Annotated in this window: 15 protein-coding genes, 1 tRNA gene and 2 pseudogenes; 11 read left to right on the top strand and 7 right to left on the bottom strand. The window is 70.4% G+C overall.

What is annotated here, in order from left to right; all coding sequences use genetic code 11:
* Positions 1–16: 16 nt before the first annotated feature.
* The 4 genes and pseudogenes from ET445_RS02495 to ET445_RS02480 form a co-directional block, all read right to left on the bottom strand.
* Positions 17–1,554: pseudogene (locus tag ET445_RS02495) on the bottom strand (glycoside hydrolase family 1 protein).
* Positions 1,551–2,414, bottom strand: coding sequence for a carbohydrate ABC transporter permease (locus ET445_RS02490; protein ID WP_129192372.1), 864 nt, complete (start codon positions 2,412–2,414; stop codon positions 1,551–1,553). The pseudogene ET445_RS02495 and the gene ET445_RS02490 overlap by 4 nt, the downstream one beginning before the upstream one ends.
* Before the next feature lie 44 nt (positions 2,415–2,458).
* Positions 2,459–3,489 (bottom strand): annotated as a pseudogene (locus ET445_RS02485) (carbohydrate ABC transporter permease).
* 92 nt (positions 3,490–3,581) lie between these two features.
* Positions 3,582–4,898, bottom strand: a complete 1,317-nt coding sequence (locus ET445_RS02480; protein WP_424922872.1) for an ABC transporter substrate-binding protein — start codon at positions 4,896–4,898, stop codon at positions 3,582–3,584.
* A gap of 213 nt (positions 4,899–5,111) precedes the next feature.
* Here ET445_RS02480 and ET445_RS17110 point away from each other — a divergent pair, with 213 nt between their 5' ends.
* From ET445_RS17110 to ET445_RS02465, 4 genes are all read left to right on the top strand, one after another.
* Entirely contained in the window at positions 5,112–5,411 is a 300-nt protein-coding gene (locus ET445_RS17110; RefSeq protein ID WP_165314273.1) for a hypothetical protein, read from the top strand.
* Positions 5,408–5,950: a M15 family metallopeptidase gene (locus ET445_RS17105; protein WP_165314272.1), complete on the top strand. Its 543-nt coding sequence runs from the start codon at positions 5,408–5,410 to the stop codon at positions 5,948–5,950. The genes ET445_RS17110 and ET445_RS17105 overlap by 4 nt, the downstream gene beginning before the upstream one ends.
* Positions 5,947–7,287, top strand: coding sequence for an MFS transporter (locus ET445_RS02470; RefSeq protein ID WP_129188524.1), 1,341 nt, complete (start codon positions 5,947–5,949; stop codon positions 7,285–7,287). Before ET445_RS17105 ends, ET445_RS02470 begins: the two co-directional genes overlap by 4 nt.
* 314 nt (positions 7,288–7,601) lie before the next feature.
* Positions 7,602–8,675, top strand: a complete 1,074-nt coding sequence (locus tag ET445_RS02465) for an amidase domain-containing protein (protein WP_129188522.1) — start codon at positions 7,602–7,604, stop codon at positions 8,673–8,675.
* A gap of 27 nt (positions 8,676–8,702) precedes the next feature.
* Here ET445_RS02465 and pgm read toward each other — a convergent pair whose 3' ends face one another.
* Both pgm and ET445_RS02455 read right to left on the bottom strand, forming a co-directional pair.
* Positions 8,703–10,331, bottom strand: coding sequence for a phosphoglucomutase (alpha-D-glucose-1,6-bisphosphate-dependent) (pgm, locus tag ET445_RS02460; RefSeq protein WP_129188520.1), 1,629 nt, complete (start codon positions 10,329–10,331; stop codon positions 8,703–8,705).
* Positions 10,332–10,399: 68 nt separating this feature from the next.
* Entirely contained in the window at positions 10,400–11,695 is a 1,296-nt protein-coding gene (locus ET445_RS02455; RefSeq protein ID WP_129188518.1) for a DUF445 domain-containing protein, read from the bottom strand.
* A gap of 49 nt (positions 11,696–11,744) precedes the next feature.
* Here ET445_RS02455 and pheA point away from each other — a divergent pair, with 49 nt between their 5' ends.
* The 3 genes from pheA (at position 11,745) to ET445_RS02440 (ending at position 13,765) form a co-directional block, all read left to right on the top strand.
* Complete coding sequence (pheA, locus tag ET445_RS02450) at positions 11,745–12,701, top strand: prephenate dehydratase (protein ID WP_129188516.1); 957 nt, start codon at positions 11,745–11,747, stop codon at positions 12,699–12,701.
* Positions 12,702–12,791: 90 nt separating this feature from the next.
* Entirely contained in the window at positions 12,792–13,388 is a 597-nt protein-coding gene (locus ET445_RS02445) for a hypothetical protein (protein ID WP_129188514.1), read from the top strand.
* Positions 13,385–13,765, top strand: coding sequence for a hypothetical protein (locus ET445_RS02440; protein ID WP_129188512.1), 381 nt, complete (start codon positions 13,385–13,387; stop codon positions 13,763–13,765). Before ET445_RS02445 ends, ET445_RS02440 begins: the two co-directional genes overlap by 4 nt.
* Here ET445_RS02440 and ET445_RS02435 read toward each other — a convergent pair.
* The gene (locus ET445_RS02435) at positions 13,703–14,701 is read right to left on the bottom strand and encodes a diacylglycerol/lipid kinase family protein (RefSeq protein ID WP_165314271.1); all 999 of its coding nucleotides are present in this window, start codon (positions 14,699–14,701) and stop codon (positions 13,703–13,705) included. The two genes, ET445_RS02440 and ET445_RS02435, sit on opposite strands and share 63 nt — an antisense overlap.
* Before the next feature lie 87 nt (positions 14,702–14,788).
* Between ET445_RS02435 and serS the strand changes: the two genes are divergently transcribed.
* The 4 genes from serS to ET445_RS02415 all read left to right on the top strand — a co-directional run bounded on the left by serS (position 14,789) and on the right by ET445_RS02415 (position 18,424).
* Complete coding sequence (gene serS / locus ET445_RS02430) at positions 14,789–16,054, top strand: serine--tRNA ligase (protein WP_129188508.1); 1,266 nt, start codon at positions 14,789–14,791, stop codon at positions 16,052–16,054.
* On the top strand, positions 16,051–16,884 hold the full coding sequence (locus ET445_RS02425) for an HAD family hydrolase (protein ID WP_129188506.1): 834 nt from the start codon (positions 16,051–16,053) through the stop codon (positions 16,882–16,884). Before serS ends, ET445_RS02425 begins: the two co-directional genes overlap by 4 nt.
* Before the next feature lie 55 nt (positions 16,885–16,939).
* The gene (locus tag ET445_RS02420) at positions 16,940–18,220 is read left to right on the top strand and encodes an LCP family protein (protein ID WP_129188504.1); all 1,281 of its coding nucleotides are present in this window, start codon (positions 16,940–16,942) and stop codon (positions 18,218–18,220) included.
* 119 nt (positions 18,221–18,339) lie between these two features.
* Positions 18,340–18,424: transfer RNA gene (locus tag ET445_RS02415), tRNA-Ser, on the top strand.

Raw genomic sequence — 18,424 nt, 5'->3', positions numbered from 1 at the left:
CTCCCTGTCGCCGGATTCACCCAACGATAGTCGCGGATGCCTCGGACTGGCCCCGTGCGTCGCCTCCTGTGGAGGAGGCCGCGGCCGAGGCATCCGCCGAGACATCCGCCGCGACATCCTGAGACGCCTTGTGCTCCGCGATGAGCTTCGCGTACGCGAGCGCGCTGTCCTTCGGCGTGCGCTCGAACGTGTCGTAGTCGACGCGCACGATGCCGAACCGCTTCTCGTACCCCCACGCCCACTCGAAGTTGTCGAGGAGCGACCACACGAAGTACCCGCGCACGTCGGCGCCGGCGTCGATCGCGCGTCCGACGGCGGCGATGTGGTCGACGATGTACTGCGTGCGCTCGACGTCGTGCACCTGCCCGTCGGGCGAGACGACATCGTCGTAGGCGGCGCCGTTCTCGGTGATGTAGAGCGGCGGCAGGTTCGGGTATTCGTCGCCGAGGCGCACGAGCAGCTTCTCGAGGCCCGACGGGTTGACCTCCCAGTCCATCGCCGTGCGGGGCAGGCCGCGCGTCGGGAAGGTCACGTAATCGCTGCCCGGGAAGGGCGAGCGGCCGGGCTTGTCGGTCGGCCGGAGGCCGGGTCGGGCGTCTTCGGGCAGCGGATGACCCGACACGTTGTCGTCGTGGTAGTGGTTCACGCCGAGGAAGTCGATCGGCTGCGCGATGTGCGCGAGGTCGCCGTCGTGGATGTGGTCTTCGAGTCCGAACTCGCGCACGTCCTCGAGCAGGTCGGCGGGATATGCCCCGCGCAGCATGGGGTCGAGGAACATCCGGTTCCAGAGCGCGTCGATGCGACGCGCGGCCTCGAGGTCGACGGGGTCGGCCGGATGGTTCGGCACGGCGTTCGTGAGGTTGAGCGTGATGCCGAGCCGGATGTCTCGGGCCGCACCCGTGCCGTCGGTCGCCGCCGCGGCAAGCCCGCGCAACCGCTCGACCGCGAGCCCGTGGGCGAGGTGCTGGTGGTGCACGGCCGCGAGGCCGGCGACGGGATCGGTGAGGCCCGGTGCGTGCTCGCCGCCGATGTACCCGATGAGCGACGAGCACAGCGGCTCGTTGAACGTCGTCCAGTGTGTGACGCGGTCGCCGAGGGCGCCGTAGACGGCCTCGGCGTAGTCGGCGAAACGGTAGGCGGTGTCGCGGTTCGCCCAGCCGCCGCGCTCCTGCAGGGCCTGGGGAGATCCCAGTGGTAGAGCGTCAGCCACGGCAGCACGCCGGCGCCGAGCAGTTCGTCGACCAGGCGCGAGTAGAAGTCGAGCCCCTCCTGGTTGACCGCGCGGTCGCCCGGCACGATGCGCGCCCAGCTCGTCGAGAACCGGTACGAGTCGAGGCCGAGGCGCTGCATGAGCGCGACATCCTCGGGGTAGCGGTGGTAGTGGTCGACGGCCCGGTCGGGGGTGTCGCCCTTGGCGACCGCGCCGGGCACACGCGCGTACGCGTCCCAGATCGAGTCCTCCTTGCCGCCCTCGCGGGCGGCGCCTTCGATCTGGGCGGCGGCGGTCGCCGAGCCCCACACGAAGCCGTCGGGGAATGGGGTGGGGAGGGTCATCCCTTCACTGCTCCTGCCATGATTCCGGAGATCAGCTGCTTGCCCGCGATGATGAAGAGAACGAGCAGCGGGATCGTCGCGAGGACCGCGCCCGTGAGCACGATCGAGTAGTCGATGTAGTACCCCGACTGCAGTTGGCTGAGCGCCGTCTGCAGGGTCGGATTCGAGGGGCTCAAGACGATGAGCGGCCACAGATAGTCGGTCCATGCCGTCATGAACGTGAACAGGCCGAGGATCGCCATCGCCGGGCGCGCAGCGGGCAGGCCGACCGTGAGGAACGTGCGGAACTGGTTCGCGCCGTCGACGCGTGCGGCCTCGATGAGCTCGTCGGGGATCGTGTCGACGAGGTACTGGCGCATGAAGAACACGCCGAACGCCGTCACGAGGGTCGGCACGATGACGGCGCCGATCGTGCCCGTCCAGCCGAGCTGGCGCATGACCATGAACAGCGGGATGATGCCGAGCTGCGTCGGGATCGCGAGCGTCGCGATCACGAAGATCATGAGCCCGTCGCGGCCCTTGAACTTGAGCTTCGCGAACGCGTACCCCGCGAGCGTCGAGAACGTCACGACCGAGACCGTGATGATCGCCGAGATGATGAACGAGTTCCACAGGGCGAGCCAGAACGGGATGGCGTCGAACACCTTTTGCGCGTTCGCGAGGAAGTTGCCGCCCGGAACGAGGGGCAGCGTCTCGCCGCGGGTCGCGTTCGTGCCGCTGCCGACGACGAAGGACCACCACAGCGGGTAGGCGCTGCCGATCAGGAACGCCGACAGGAGTCCGTAGGTGAGGAACCCCGGGCGGCTGCCGATGCCGGCGAGCCCGCCCTTCGGGCCGCGACGGCGCGAGCCGCGAGGCATCCGGCCCTCTTCGACCGCGATCGACGCGCGAGTCTCGGTGACGGTCACTGGTCTGCCCCCTTTCGGGCGAGCGCACGTCTCGTGCGACGGTTCACTCGACTGTCACCGGTTGCGATGCGGCGCGAGATGAGGAAGTTGATGAGGCCGAAGCCCACGATGAGGAGGAAGAGGAGCCACGCGACGGCGGATGCCTCGCCGAAGTTCCTGCGGAAGAACGCGAGCTCCCACATGAACAGCACCGTCGTCTGGAACTGCCGGTCGCTGCCGCCGATGCCGCCGGCGGTCGAGACGTCGAACAGTCGCGGTTCGGCGAAGATCTGGAGGCCGCCGATCGTCGCCGTGATGATGACGAAGATGAGCGTCGGGCGGATCGAAGGGATCGTGATCGAGAAGAAGCGGCGGATGCTTCCGGCGCCGTCGATCGCCGCCGACTCGTACAGGTCTCGTGGCACGGCCTGCATGGCCGCGAGGAGGATGAGGGCGTTGTAGCCCGTCCAACGGAAGTTCACCATCGTCGCGATCGCGATGTGGCTGAGGAACGTGTCGTGCTTCCACTCCTGGTCGGGGATGCCGAACACGTTGAGCAGGTTGTTCGCGAGGCCGTCGGCCTCGTTGAAGACGCTCGAGAAGATGAGGGCGACCGCGACGGGCGTCACGACGAAGGGAGGAGCACGCCCATGCGCCAGATCGTCGGCGCGCGGAGGCCCTGGTCGAGGAGGTAGGCGACGACGATCGCGACCGTGAGCTGCGGGATCGAGGACAGCAGGAAGATGCTGACCGTGTTGAAGATCGAGTTCCAGAACATCCGGTCGCCGAGGATGTTCGCGAAGTTCTCGAGCCCGACGAACGGGCCCTGGCCGGTGAGCAGATCCCACTCGTGCAGCGACACGACGAACGTGTAGCCGAGCGGGAACAGGCCGACGAGCGCGAAGAGGATGAAGAACGGCGACACGTAGAAGTACGGCGACGCCTTGAGGTCGAAGCGCGAGAGGCGCTGCCGGAAGGTGGGCTTCGGCTGCGGACCGCGCGGCTTCGACGGCGGGGCGTCGACCGGCGGATGGAGCGTGGTGGTCATGTCGGACCGTTCTGGTGGAGAGCGGATGCGTGGAGGGGGGTGACCGGGTGGCGCCGGCGGTGCCGACGCCACCCGATCATCGGGGGTGGGGACTAGTCGGAGACGAGCTCGTGGAGCAGCTCGATCGCCTGATCCCAGGCGGCCGCGGCATCCACCTCACCGCGGTCGAGGGCCGAGAGCGGCGGGCCGAACACGTTCTCCTGGATCACCGAGTCGTCGGGGCCCTTGAACTGGGCGACGACGCCTTCGGCGCGGCCGGCGAGGATCGCGCCGACGGGCGCGTCGTTGAAGAACGCGTTGGGCGTGGGGTTCGCCGCGAGCTCCTCCTGCGCCTTGATCGTCGACGGGAAGGTGCCCGCTGCGTCGAACTGCTTCACCTGCTGCTCGGGCTGGGTCAGCCAGTCGGCGAGCTTCGCGGCCGCCTCCTTGTGGGCGCTCGTCTCGGGGATCGAGAGGAACGCGCCGCCCCAGTTGCCGGCGCCGCCGGGGAAGACGTCGGCGAAGTCCCAACCGGTCGAGGCGTCGCCGCCGCCGGCCTCGGTCTGACCCTGCACGACGCCGAGCATCCAGCCCGGGCAGACGAAGGTCGCGAAGGTGCCGTCGACGAACGACTTGCCGCCGTTCCAGTCCCAAGCGGACTGCGCGGCGGAGAGGCCGTCCTTCACGGCGGAGCCGAGGAGGTCGAAGCTGTCCTTCAGTTCGGCGTTGTCTTCGACGTTGAGCTCGCCGTCGGACGTGTAGTAGCCCTCGGGGAGCTGGTTCACGATCGAGTTCCAGACGAAGCCGGAGTGGTCGAACCAGGCCTTGCCGGTGGCCTCGTGGTACTGGCGGCCGACGTCGAAGTAGTGGGCCCAGTCGCCCTCGAGGAGCGTCTTGACCTCTTCGCGGTCGGTCGGGAGGCCGGCCGCGGCGAACGCCGGGCCGTTGTAGCAGAGGCCGGTCGGGCCGATGTCGGTGCCGTAGCCGATGACGCGGCCGTCGGCGTCGGTGGCCTGCGCGTACTTCCAGTCGACCCAGTCGGCCTTGCGGTCCTCGATGCCGTAGTCCTTGAGGTCGACGAACTGGTCGGAGACCTCCATGATGGCGCCGAGCCAGCCTTCCTCGATCGCGACGATGTCGCTGAGGCCGCTGCCCGCGGCGATCTTGGTGAAGGCGTCGGTGCGCGCGTTGCCGCCCGTGTCGATGTTCGTCGCCTCGATCTTCACGCCCGGGTTGGCGGCCTCGTACTCCTTGTAGAGGTCGTCGTAGCCGAACGTGCCGAAGGTGGTGATGGTGAGGGTGACGTCCTCGCCCTCACCTCCGGACGAGTCTCCGCCGCCCGCCGAACAGGCGGACGCCAGGAGGGCGATCGATGCCGCGCCGGCGATGGCTGCGACACCGCGGGTGCGTCGTGAGAGCTTCACGGTCACTCCTTTGTGTGCGTGGGATGTGTGCGTTGGATGGGGTGTTGGTGCCCGATCGTGAGAGCGCTCTCTCGCGTCGAAGTGAGAGCGCTCTCACGACTTCAGCCGAAGCTAGGGCATGCTCATGTTCGGTGTCAAGAGAGCGCTCTCACAAGGTGGACGTTTGGCTTTCGCGGCTCCTTCCGAGGTCGGCTCAGTGGTCGCCGTTACACTCGATCCGTGCCTTCCGACGTTTCGACCGACCGTGCGGCGCTCGATCCAGAGACCTCTCGCCGCCGTCTGACGATCGCGCTGCCCGTGAGCGGCGTGCTCGTCGGCGTCGCCGCGCTCGTCGTCGGACTCGTCTTCGGCGGAACGCCTGCGACGGCCGGACACGACGGCGGTCGCGGCCCTGCAGGCGGCTCGGCCGGGACATCCGAATCGGCGAAGCCGCGGCCCCTCCCGGCCCCGACGCCGCTCCGGCCCCGGCTCCCGTCGACACCTTCGATCGCAACGCGCACTCGCTCGACGACCCCATGAGCATCTGGGTCGTCGTCAATCGCGACCGCCCGCTGAACCCCGAGGACTTCGTCCCGCCCGACCTCGTCGAGGTGCCCGTCGCGCACACGTGGGTGCCCGAGATGCGCCAGGAGGCGTCCGACGCCGTCGTCGCGATGTTCCAGGCAGCGGCCGACGAGGCCGGCTACTTCCTGGCCTCGAACAGCGCCTACCGCAGCTACTCGACGCAAGTCGACCTCTACGGCGACGGCGACGACCCGACGACCGCGCCTCCCGGGCGCAGCGAGCACCAGACCGGCCTCGGCATCGACATCGGCACCGAGCGCGGCTGCACGTTCGAGTGCATGGAAGACAGCGAAGAGGGCCAGTGGCTGCGCGACAACGCGTACCGGTTCGGCTTCATCCTGCGGTATCCGGCCGACAAGGTGGATGTCACGGGGTACCCCCACGAGGCCTGGCACTACCGCTACATCGGGGTCGATCTCGCGACCAAGATGCACGAGACGGGCTACACGACCCTCGAGGAATTCTTCGGCCTCCCGGCCGCCCCCATGCCATGAGCGGAGTCGGCGGCGCTGCGATCACGAGTCGGCCCCGCCGAGGCCTCTCCCTCGCAGTGCTCGTCGGCAACCAGCTCCTCGCGGGCGTCGGCGTCGCGTCGGGCATCGCCGTCGCAGCCCTCCTCGCCGAGGATCTGACGGGCACTGCGCTCCTCGCGGGGCTCAGCCAGACGTCGTCGGTACTCGGAGCGGGGATCGTCGCGATCCCGCTCGCGCGGCTCGCGGTCGCGCGCGGACGCCATGTCGCCCTCGCCCTCGGCTACGGGCTCGCCTGCCTCGGAGCGGTCGCCGTCATCGTGGCCGCGGCGACCGCGATCGTGCCGCTCGTCTTCGTCGGCCTCGCCGCGTTCGGGGCAGGATCGGCCGCGGGTCTGCAGGCGCGGTTCGCGGCCACCGAGGTCGCCCGGCCAGGGTTCGAGGCGCGCGCGATGTCGCTCGTGCTCTGGGCGACGACGATCGGGTCGGTCGCCGGGCCGAACCTGTCCGAAGCGGGCGCCGCGTTCGGGCGGTGGGCCGGCCTCCCGCCGCTCGCGGGCCCGTTCGTCTTCTCGGGGCTCGCGTTCGCGATCTCGACGCTCGCGGTCGGGGCGCTCCTCCGGCTCCCGAAGCCCGGCGTGCTCGAAGCGGATGCCGCGGCCGACGCCGATGCCGCAGGCGGGGCAGACGCGCCCGCCGACGCTGCGCCCGACCCTGTGTCCGACCCGGTGTCCGACCAGTCGGCCCGCCCGGTCGGTACGTGGGCAGCGCTCACGACGGCCGCGCGCAATCCGACGTCGCTCCTCGCGCTTCTCGCGATCGTCTGCTCGCACACCGCGATGGTCGCCGTCATGGTCATGACTCCCGTGCACCTGCACGACCACGGCGGCACGCTCGGCCTCATCGGACTCGTCATCAGCATCCACATCCTCGGGATGTACGGCGCGAGCCCGATCATGGGATGGCTCGTCGACCGGTTCGGGCCGATCCCCGTCATCGGCCTCGGGGCCGTGCTGCTCGCCGGCGCGACGATGCTCGGCGTCTTCGCGCCGAGCGACCGGATCGAGCTCGTGCCGCTCGCGCTCGGGCTGTTGGGGCTTGGTTGGTCGGCGGGACTCATCGGCGGTTCGGCCCTGCTCACGGTGTCGGTCGAGCCGCCGCTGCGCGTCCCGCTGCAGGGCGGCTCCGACGCGGCGATGAACTTCGCGGCGGCGCTCGCCTCGGCGTCATCGGGGGCGGTGCTCGCGGCGGGCGGCTTCGCTGCGGTCAACGTCGTCGGGGCGCTCGCGATCGTGCCGCTCGTCGTGGTCGGGGCCGGCGTCGTCGCGCGGACGCGCCGGGATCGCCTGCGGGTCGGGTGAGCCTGCGGGTCGGGTGAGCGCGTGCGCCTTCGCACGCGCGTGAGCGCGCTTTCACGTCGCTCCCAGGCTCTGAGAGGGTTCCTCACATTCTGGGGTGATGGTCTTGTCGTGTCCCCCTAAACGCCGACCCGAATCGCTCCACCGTGCCCCACGAAGAACCCAATACCCCCCTGCGCCATCGCTCCACGTACCGCCCGCCCGCGCCCGATTCGGGCGGGACCGAAGCGGAGCAGCCGGCGCGCCGGGTTCCCAAGCACCGCGCGGAGCGGGTCGGCAATCGGCGGCCCGCCGGCGACGCCACGCCCCGAAGCGGTGTGCGTCGCTGGGCCGCCATCACGTCGGCGACCGCGATCGTCGGGGTGAGCGCGCTCGGCGCGGTCGGCGTGCCCAAGGCGCAGAACCCTGCCTACGCGGACGCCTCGAACGAGTCGGGGGAGCATCCCATGGCGCCCGTCGCCGACGAGGTCCGCGCGGCCATCGCCGCCGACCCGGGCCCCGCCGTCACGAGCGGACTCTCGGTCGCCGCCGTGCCGTTCACGGGCGGCGCGCAAGTCACCGTCCAGGGATCGCAGCTCGACGAGATCACGCAGGTGACCGTCGGCGGCGCCCCCGCCCAGATCGTCGCCGCCGACGCGACCACGCTCACGTTCGCGGTGCCAGCGACCTCCGACACGGCGCTCGGGGACGTGCCCGTCGTGTTCGCCGACGAGACCGGTGAGCCCGCGCCCGTCGGCACCCCCGCGGAGATCGCCGCGACCCAGCAGACCAGCTCCGTGGCATCCGTCGACTCGGCGAACGTCTCGACGGGCTCGCTCGCCGAGATCGCCGCGGCATCCGCGCAGGTGCCGGCCGAGGCATCCGCGACCGCCGTCTTGCCCCGACCCGCGACCTCGCTCACCCTGACCTACACGACCGACCCGCGCATCGACGCGCAGGTCGGCTACATCCTCGCCCACTGGTCGAACTACAACGCCGGGCAGTACCCCGTCATCGACGGGTACGACTGCGCGAACTTCGCGAGCCAGTCGCTCATCGAGCGGGGCTGGACGATGGACGGCGGATGGTTCTACGACGCGAACACGGGTGCCACGTCGCCCTCGTGGACGAGCTCGACCGCCATGCGCGACTGGCTGTACTCCCGCCCCGACCTCGCGACCGCGCTCGACGACTCGCAGCGCGCGCAGGTCAAGGTCGGCGACATCGCCCAGTTCGACTGGGATGACAGCGGCGACCGCGACCACACGGCGATCGTCACGCGCGTCGATCACAACCCCGACGGCAGCACGAAGGTCTGGGTCGGCAGCCACACGAAGGACGTCGACTACTGGGACGTCGACGTCGCCCTCGCGAGCGGCGGCGGCTCGGTGTACTACTTCTCGCTGCGCTGAGCGGGCGCGCCCTGCGTCCCCCGGCGATCAGCCGCCGAGCGCCTCGGTGACGATCCGCTGCGCTTCGGCCTGCACGACCTTCAGGTGCTCGGGCCCCTGGAACGACTCGGCGTAGATCTTGTAGACGTCTTCGGTGCCGCTCGGCCGCGCCGCGAACCACGCGTCGTCGGTCGTGACCTTGAGCCCGCCGATCGCGGCGCCGTTGCCGGGGGCGTGCGAGAGCTTCGCTGTGATGGGCTGTCCGGCGAGCTCGGTCGCGTGCACCTGGTCGCCGTCGAGCTTGCCGAGGGCGGCCTTCTGCTCGGGGGTGGCCGGGGCATCCGTGCGCTCGTAGGCCGGGTCGCCGTATTTCGCGACGAGCGCGCGATACAGCTCCGACGGCGACTTGCCCGTCACTGCGCGGATCTCGGACGCGAGCAGGCACAGCAGGATGCCGTCTTTGTCGGTCGTCCAGACGGTGCCGTCGAAGCGCAGGAACGACGCGCCCGCGCTCTCTTCGCCGCCGAACCCGACCGACCCGTCGACGAGCCCCGGCACGAACCACTTGAACCCGACGGGCACCTCCCACAGGTGCCGCCCGAGCCCGGCCGCGACGCGATCGATCATCGACGACGACACGAGCGTCTTGCCGATCGACGCGTCGTGGCGCCAGCCGCTGCGGTGCCCGAAGAGGTACTCGATCGCGACCGCGAGGTAGTGGTTGGGGTTCATGAGCCCGCCGTCGGGGGTCACGATGCCGTGCCGGTCGGCGTCGGCGTCGTTGCCCGTCAGGATGTCGAAGCGGCCCGCGTTGGCGAGCACCGACGCCATGGCCTGCGGCGACGACGGGTCCATGCGGATCTTGCCGTCCCAGTCGAGCGTCATGAACGCCCACTGCGGGTCGACGCGCTCGTTGACGACCTCGAGGTCGATGCCGTAGCGGTCGCGGATCGCGGCCCAGTAGTGCACGGATGCCCCGCCGAGCGGGTCTGCGCCGATCTTGATGCCCGACCGCTTGATGGCGTCGAAGTCGATGATGTTCTCGAGGTCGGCGACGTACTCGCCGCGGAAGTCGTACGTCTCGACCCCGCTCGGCTCGGCCTGGTTGACTCCCTCGAGGCCGCCCGCGATGAGCTCGTTCGCACGGTTCGCGATCCACGTCGTCGCGTCGGAGTCGGCGGGGCCGCCGTGCGGCGGGTTGTACTTGAAGCCGCCGTCTTGGGGCGGGTTGTGCGAGGGCGTGATGACGATGCCGTCGGCCTCGCCCTCGGCGCGGCGTGCCGGGTCGTTGTTCCACTTGAGGATCGCGTGGCTGAGCGCGGGGGTCGGCACGAAGTCGTCGTACGCATCGGCGAGCACGCGCACGCCGTTCGCGACGAGCACGTCGAGCGCGGTCGTCTGCGCGGGCGCGCTCAGGGCGTGCGTGTCGGCGCCGATGAAGAGCGGCCCCGTGATGCCCTGCGCGGTGCGGTACTCGACGATCGCCTGGGTGATCGCGAGGATGTGGTCCTCGTTGAAGCTCGTCGAGAGCGACGAGCCCCGGTGGCCCGACGTGCCGAACGCGACCCGCTGGGCGGGCACGGAGGCATCCGGTTTCAGGTCGTAGTAGGCGCGCACCAGCGCTTCGACGTCGATGAGGTCGGCTTCGGTCGCCGGGGTTCCTGCGCGCTCATGCATGCGCCCAGTCTGGCAGCGTCGGGCGCGCGCGTCACGGGCGCTTCGTCACATCCGCGGCGGCGGATGCCTCACACGAGCGCCTGGACCGCGCTTGCGAGCGCGAAGATCGCGAGCCCCGCGAGGGCGCCCACGACGGTGCCGTTGATGCGGATGAACTGGAGGTCGCGCCCGACCTGCAGTTCGAGCTTCTCGGTGGTCTCGCGGGGGTCCCAGCGTTCGACGGTCTCGGTGATGACGCCCGCGATCTCGTGCCGGTAGTTCCGGACGACGTAGGCCGCGGCATCCGTCACCCACTCGTCGACCTTCTGCGCGAGCCGCTCATCGGCGACGAGCCGCGCGCCGACCTCGACGACCGCCTGCTGCAGCGCCTGCCGCAACTCGCTCGACGGGTCTTCGAGTGCGGACTCGAGCGTGTGCTTGACGCTCGACCACGCTTCGGCGGCGAACTCGCGCACGCGTCGGCTCTCGAGGAGGTCGGCCTTGATCGCCTCGACCTTCGCGATCGTGGCGCCGTCGTGCTGGAGCGAGTCGGCGAGCTCGGCGAGCCAGCGGTCGACCGCGAGACGCAGCGGATGATCGGGGTCGGCGCGCACGGCGCGCACGAACGCGAGGATCTCGCGCTGCGCTCGGTCGTCGACGAACCGGTCGACGAAGCCCGGCACCCAACGGGGGAGCCGGTCGGACACCATCCGGCCGAATGCTTCAGGGTGCGCTTCGAGCCATCCTTCGGCCTTCTCGACGACGACGTCGATCGCGGCCCGCTGCTGCCCCGCCGCGACGAGCCGGGCGCCGACGCGCCCGATCGCCGGCCCCCACTCGGGCTCGAAGAGGTGGCGGCGCGCGAGGCGCTCGATGACGTCCTCGACGTCGTCGTCACCCAGGAGGGTCAGGATGCCCCGTGCCGCGACGGATGCCTCGGCGGTGAGTCGTTCGGCGTTCGCGGGCTCTGCGAGCCATCCGCCGACCCTCCGCGCGATGCCGATCGAGCGGAGCTTGCCCGTGACGACCTCGTCGGAGAGGAACTCGTGCTCGACGAACGCGCCGAGCGTCGCGCCGATCTCGTCCTTGCGGGTCGGGATGATCGCCGTGTGGGGGATCTTGATGCCGAGCGGGTATCTGAAAAGCGCGGTGACGGCGAACCAGTCGGCGATCGCGCCGACCATCGCGCCCTCGGCGGCGGCGCGCACATAGCCGAGCCACGGGTACCGGTCCTGCAGGGCGAACGCGATCGCGAACACGACGGCGGCGATCACGAGGAGGGTCGTCGCGATGCGCTTCATGCGCCGGAGCGCGACAGCGCGCTCCTCGTCGGTCGGCACGTACCGGACCGCCGGCCGGTCGCTCGTCGTCGATGCGGTGCTCATGCGGTCACGCTAGCGCGACGGGCGCGGCGCGCTGGCTAGGCTGCAAGGCATGACGGATGCCTCGGCCGACCCTTCGGAGACCTACGCGTACCTCGGTCCCGCGGGCACCTTCACCGAGGCCGCGCTCAAGCAGGTGCCCGAGGCCCAGGGCAAGACGTGGCTGTCGGTCAACAACGTCGGCGAGGCGCTCGCCGAGGTCGTCGCCGGGCGCGCGACGGCGGCGATGATCGCGATCGAGAACTCGGTCGAGGGCGGCGTGACGGCCGCGCAGGACGCGCTCGCGACGATTCCCGGCCTGCGGATCGTCGGCGAGTACCTCGTCAAGGTCAACTTCGTGCTCGTCGCGAAGCCCGGCACGAAGCTCGACGACGTCAAGGTCGTGAACGCGCACCCCGTCGCCTACGCGCAGTCGCGCGGCTGGCTCGAGCGGAACCTCCCCGACCACGGGCACATCCCCGCGGCGAGCAACGTCTACGCGGCGACGAGCCTCTTCGACGCCGACTCGAACGCCGACGCGGCCGTCGCGCCTCCAGGCATCGTCGATCAGCTCGACGTCGAGGTGCTCGCGCGCGATATCGGCGACAACCCCAACGCCGTCACGCGCTTCGTGCTCGTGTCGACGTCGAAGGCGATCCCGCCGCGCACGGGCGCCGACAAGACGAGCCTCATCGTGGAGCTGCCCGACGATGAGGCGGGCTCGCTCCTCGCGATGCTCGAGCAGTTCTCGACGCGGGGCGTGAACCTCTCGCTCATCCAGTCGCGGCCGATCGGCGACGCCCTCGGCCGATACCGGTTCGTCGTCGACCTCGAGGGGCACGTCGAAGACGAACGGGTCGCCGACGCGCTCCTCGGCCTCCGCCGGTTCTCGCCGCGCGTGCTGTTCCTCGGCTCGTACCACCGCGCCGACCACCGCGAGATCGAGTACCACTCGAAGTACGACGACGAGATCTTCATCGAGGCGCGCGACTGGCTGCGCGGCATCCTCTCGGGCGAGCCCGAGGCCTGACGCACCCGTAGGCCTTCCACAGCTCGCGATTCCGGATGCCTCGGAGCGCCCCCTCCGATTAGGCTGACGCCACCCGACGGAGGGAGCCGTGTGACCGAGGTACGAGAGAGCATCGACCCGAGATTCGACGCGCGGTTCCAGCGCGGGTACGACGGTGGGGCGGATGCCTCGTCGGCGACGGCGCCGTCCTCGGCGGCGGTGACCGAGACCGACGGGCCAGGCGACTCGCCCGGGCCCTCCGATCCCCTCGAGTCGCTCGGGCACTCCGATCCGATCGAGTCGCCTGGCCCGTCGGTCTCGGTCGCGACGGTCGCGGACCCCGCCGTCGCCGCTGCAGGCCCCGGATGGGAGGTCTCCGACGAGCCGGAACGGCGAGTCGAGGCATCCGCAGGCCGTGGGCTCTCGCGGGCCGCGGCGATCCGCTGGTTCTGGATCATCGCCGTCGTCTCGCTCGTCTGCATCGTGGGCGGCGGATGGGTGTCCTGGACCGTGAACTCCGACCCGACGTACTACACGGGCGCGACTCCCGCAGGCTGGGCGGCCATGCAGCGGCTCCAGGCGTTCGCATTGCCGCTCGCGCAGGCGGGCATCTCGGGCCTCGTGGGAGCACTGCTCGCATGGGCACTGTTCGCGCCGGCGAAGCCGGCCGCGAGGCTCGCGGCGGCCTCGAGCGAGGGCCGGTCGTGAGGCTGCGCCACGCAGCGATCTGGGTGCTCGGCGCCCTCGCGCTCGCCGGGTTCGCCGCCTTCGACCGGGTCTCGGCGTGGACGGAGGAGGTGCAGAACGAGGGGTTCTCGTTGATGCCGGAGGGGCCGACCGACGAGCAGATCCGGTTCCTCGCGTTCCGGCAGATGAGCTACGGCTTCCTGACCCCCGCGCTCGTCCTGCTCGTGTCGCTGTCGTTGTTCGCCCTCGTCGTGATCGGCGCGCGCGCCGTCGCGGTGTGGTGGGCCCACGGCGGCGAGCCCGAGGCATCCGTGGCTCTCGAACCGGAGCAGGCCCTACTCGGCGACCCGCATGACGAGCGCGCCCGGGTCGACGCGGAAGTCGCCGGCGACCACTGACCCGAGTTCGTCGCCGTCGATCTCGAACTCCTGCGCGTCGCCCTCGATGGCGACCGTGACGCGCTTGCCGCTCCCGTAGACCACCTCTCGGCGGCGCTTGCCCCCCGTGAGGTCGAGGAACTGCCGCCCGAGCGCGGTCTTCCGCACCTGGTTCTCCCACGTGATCGTGCGCCACACGAACAGCCACCCCCAGAGGTTGCGCGGCTGCAGCACGACGACGTCGAGCAGTCCGTCGTCGATGGACGCATCGGGCACGAACTCGATGTTGCCGGGCAGCACGCCGAGGTTCGCGACGAGGATGCTCGACGCCTTCGGGTGGTGATGCCGACCGCCGTCGATGCGGTAGCCGACGCGGAACGGCTCGGACGCGGGCAGCACGCGCAGGCCCGCGTCGACGTAGGCGAGCCATCCGACCCGCTTCTTCAACTCGGGATTCGTGTTCGCGATCATCGTCGCGTCGATGCCGATGCCCGCCATGACGAGCGAGACGTGGGACTCGACGTCGCCGTCGGCGCGCGTCACTTCGGCGACGAGCGCGTCGACCCGGCGCTCGACGCCCGCGAACGCGATGACGACGGCGTCGCCCGTGTCGTTGACGGGCAGGTTCAGATTGCGGGCGAAGAGATTGCCCGTGCCGAGCGGCACGATCCCCATCGGCACGCCGCTGCCGCGAAGACCCGCCGCGACCGAGCGCACCGTGCCGTCGCCGCCCGCTGCGATGACAAGGTCGGCGCCGAGCGCGATCGCCTCGCGCGCCTGCCCGTGCCCCGGATCCGCCTCGGTCGTGTCGAGCCACACGCTCGGGGCGTACCCCTGGCGGGCCTCGGCGTGCTCGACCGCCGTCCGGAGGGCTGCGATGCCCTGCTTCGACGGGTTCGCGATGACGACGGCGCGCGGGCGCGAGACATCCGCCTGCGACCCGTCCGCCCCGCTCACGGATGCCAACCTACGACATCGGGCCGGTCGAGGGCGATGCCGACGCGGCATCCGGGCCTCAAAGGCCGCGCGGCTAGACTGACACGCGTGATCGACCCCGTGCTCCTTCGCGAGAATCCCGACCTGATCAAGCATTCGCAGACCCTCCGCGGCGAGCCGACGTCGTACGTCGACGACGCGGTCGCGGCCGATTCCTCGCGTCGCGCGGCGATCACGGCGTTCGAGGCGCTCCGCGCCGAGCAGAACGCGTTCGGCAAGCAGGTCGCGGCGGCTCCGAAGGAGCAGAAGGCCGAGCTCGTCCAGCAGGCGCAGCGGCTCGCGGCGTCGGTGAAAGACGCCGACCGCGCCGTGACAGAGGCCGAGACGGCGTTCGAGGTCGCCGTGCGGAAGCTCGGCAACGTCGTCATCGACGGCGTGCCTGCCGGCGGCGAAGACGACTTCATCGTGCTGCGCGAGGTCGGCGAGATCCCGACGTTCGACTTCGAGCCGCGCGACCACCTCGAGATCGGCGAGAAGCTCGACGCGATCGACATGGCGCGCGGCGCCAAGGTGTCGGGCGCGCGGTTCCACTTCCTGAAGGGCGTCGGCGCCCGCCTCGAGCTCGCGATCATGAACATGGGTCTCGACCGGGCGCTCTCGGCGGGATTCACGCCGCTCATCACTCCGACGCTCGTGCGACCCGAGATCATGGCCGGCACGGGCTTCCTCGGTGCGCACGCCGACGAGATCTACCACCTGCCCGCCGACGACCTCTACCTCGTGGGCACGAGCGAGGTCGCGCTCGCCGGGTACCACCAGGGCGAGATCCTGGATGTCTCGAAGGGCCCCATCCGCTACGCGGGCTGGTCGACGTGCTACCGCCGCGAGGCCGGCAGCGGCGGCAAGGACACTCGCGGCATCATCCGCGTGCACCAGTTCGACAAGCTCGAGATGTTCACCTACATCGACCCCGCCGACGCCGAGGCCGAGCACGAGCGCCTCCTCGGCTGGCAGGAGGGCATGCTGCAAGACCTCGGCCTCGCGTACCGCGTGATCGATACCGCAGCGGGCGACCTCGGCTCGTCGGCCGCGCGCAAGTTCGACATCGAGGCGTGGGTGCCGACGCAGAACCGCTACCGCGAGCTCACCTCGACGTCGAACTGCACGACGTTCCAGGCCCGCCGCCTCGACACCCGCTACCGCACCGAGAGCGGCAAGACCGCACCCGTCGCGACCCTCAACGGCACGCTCGCGACGACCCGTTGGATCGTCGCGATCCTCGAGACCCATCAGCAGGCCGACGGGTCGGTGATCGTTCCCGAGAAGCTCAGGCCGTTCATCGGCGGGCTCGAGGTGCTCGAGCCGGTCGCATGAGCGCCGAAGCGGCAGTGCAGCAGGCGTCGGCGTTCGAGCCCTGGCTCGTCGCGCTCGACGTCGACGGCACCGTCATGCACGAAGACGAGACCATCGACGGCGCAGTCGTCGACGCCGTGGCATCCGCCCGCGACCGCGGCCACCTCGTGACCCTCGCGACCGGCCGCTCGTGGGCGACGACCGCGCCCGTCCTCGACCGGCTCGGCATCCGACCCGACTACGTCGTGTGCGCCAACGGCGCCATCACTTTCGGCCGCGACGACACCGAGCCGAGCGGCTACGCGCGCGTGCACGTCGAGACGTTCGACCCGACGCAAGTGCTCGAGCACATCCGAACGTTCCTGCCCGAAGGGCGGTTCATGGTCGAACTGCCCGACGGCTTCCGCCTCTACACCGCGGGCATGCAGGAGTGGAACCTCGACAACGCGCAAGAAGTGCTGTTCGAAGGGCTCCTCGACCAGCGCGCGACGCGCGTCGTCGTCACGAGCCTCGAGCACGACGCCGACGCATTCCTCGACATCGTCGCCCGCATGGGCCTGCACAGCGTGAGCTACGCGATCGGGTGGACGGCCTGGCTCGACATCGCACCCGACGGGGTCAACAAGGCGACGGCACTCGAACGCGTGCGCGGGTGGCTCGACATCCCCGCGAATCGGGTGCTCGCCGCAGGCGACGGCCGCAACGACCTCGAGATGTTCGCGTGGGCCGGTGCCGCCGGCCGATCGGTCGCGATGGGGCAGGCCCCCGACGAAGTGCGCGCGGCGGCGCGCGAGGTGGCGGCGCCCATCGGCGAGGCCGGGTTGGCTGCCATACTCGATTCACTGCCCTGAGCCACTGCCCTGATCGGTCACGAGTTCCATCGACCCTGACCTGAAGCGAGGTGCGATGTCCGAAGACGAGCTCGAGAGCGAGCCGCCGCGGCACGGTCGGATGCCTCGCCGCGGCGTCGTCCGCCCGATCATCGCGATCGTGGCATCGTCGATCGCCGTGCTGCTCGTCTCGGGGGCGGCCGTCGCCGCCTACCTCGTCGCGGATCTGTACGGCGACGTCAAAGAGCAACCGCCGGTCGAACTCGAGAGCGAGACCGTGCTCGAAGGCATACCCGACATCGGTGCGATGGAGGGCGGCCTCACGTTCCTCCTCGTCGGCAGCGACAAGCGGCCCGAAGACGGCGCGTTCGGAGACCCCGAGGAAGAGAGCGCCGTCCTCAACGATGTCAACATGGTCCTGCACATCGCGCAGGACCACTCGCATGTCGAGGTCGTGAGCTTCCCACGCGACATGCTCGTGCGCGTCCCCGAATGCACCGACCCCGACGACCCCGACGGGGACCCGTTCTCGGCCAGGTCGTCGGTCAAGATCAACACCCTCCTGTCGTCGGGCGGAGCGGCGTGCGTCGCCAAGACGATCGAGCAGCTCACCGGCCTCACGATCCCGCTCGCTGGCGTCGTCGAGTTCAGGGGAGTCGCGGCGCTCGCCGAGGCGGTCGGCGGCGTCGACGTCTGCATCGCCGAGCCCATCGAGGACGAGTACACGGGCACCTTCCTCGATGCGGGGACGCACACCCTCACAGGTCTCCCGGCACTCCAGTTCTTGCGCTCGCGCCACGGCGTCGGCGACGGCAGCGACCTCGGACGCATCTCGAATCAGCAGACCTTCCTCGCCTCGCTCATGCGCACCCTCCAACACGGCGGCGTCCTCAACGACCCCGTGAAGCTGTACTCGATCGCCAAGGCCGTGATCGGCAACATGCAGCTCTCGACATATCTGCAGAACCCGACGACGCTCATCTCGATCGCTCGGACCCTCCAAGACGTCGACCTTTCCAAGGTCGCGTTCATCCAGTACCCGACCGAGTACACCGACGACTTCTCGGCCGTCGTCCCGTCCGACTCCGCGGCAGCGCTGAACGCCGCCCTCCTCGCCGACGCCCCCGTTGTCCTCGACCCGACCGCGACATCGAACGCGTCGTTCGGAACCCAGGCGGGCGAGACGCCGGCCGCGCCGGTCGAGCCGCCGGGTGAGACGGTCGACGGCGACGGCGTCGCCCCGCCGGCCGAAGGCGACGGCGTCGCCCCGCCGGCCGAAGCAGGTCAGGCGCTGCCGAGCGACGTGACCGGTCAACGTGCCGACGAAGTGCGCTGCTCGACCGCGAACGACGGGTGAGCGGCGGCTTCAGAGAGCTCCCAGGGTGCGCTGGGAGGCTTGCTGAAATGCGGGTCGGCTAGACTCGCCCTCGTTCCGCGCGACGAAACGCCGTGTTTGCATGGCGCCGAGTGCGGTCAGGAGGGCTGTCCGAGCGGCCGATGGAGCTGGTCTTGAAAACCAGTGGGCAGCAATGCCTCGTGGGTTCGAATCCCACGCCCTCCG

The organism is Agromyces protaetiae (genome assembly GCF_004135405.1).
GTDB classification, from domain to species: Bacteria; Actinomycetota; Actinomycetes; order Actinomycetales; family Microbacteriaceae; genus Agromyces; species Agromyces protaetiae.
The sequence above is the reverse complement of the archived record's forward strand: the minus strand, read 5'-3'. Positions and strand labels throughout refer to the sequence as shown.

Excerpts from the sequence above, each read along its gene's own strand:
- ET445_RS02425 (WP_129188506.1), top strand. The coding sequence starts at position 16,051 with ATGAGCGCCGAAGCGGCAGTGCAGCAGGCGTCGGCGTTCGAGCCCTGG.
- pgm (WP_129188520.1), bottom strand. The coding sequence starts at position 10,331 with ATGCATGAGCGCGCAGGAACCCCGGCGACCGAAGCCGACCTCATCGAC.
- ET445_RS02455 (WP_129188518.1), bottom strand. The coding sequence starts at position 11,695 with ATGAGCACCGCATCGACGACGAGCGACCGGCCGGCGGTCCGGTACGTG.
- ET445_RS02420 (WP_129188504.1), top strand. The coding sequence starts at position 16,940 with ATGTCCGAAGACGAGCTCGAGAGCGAGCCGCCGCGGCACGGTCGGATG.
- pheA (WP_129188516.1), top strand. The coding sequence starts at position 11,745 with ATGACGGATGCCTCGGCCGACCCTTCGGAGACCTACGCGTACCTCGGT.
- ET445_RS02470 (WP_129188524.1), top strand. The coding sequence starts at position 5,947 with ATGAGCGGAGTCGGCGGCGCTGCGATCACGAGTCGGCCCCGCCGAGGC.
- ET445_RS17105 (WP_165314272.1), top strand. The coding sequence starts at position 5,408 with ATGAGCATCTGGGTCGTCGTCAATCGCGACCGCCCGCTGAACCCCGAG.
- ET445_RS02490 (WP_129192372.1), bottom strand. The coding sequence starts at position 2,414 with ATGCCTCGCGGCTCGCGCCGTCGCGGCCCGAAGGGCGGGCTCGCCGGC.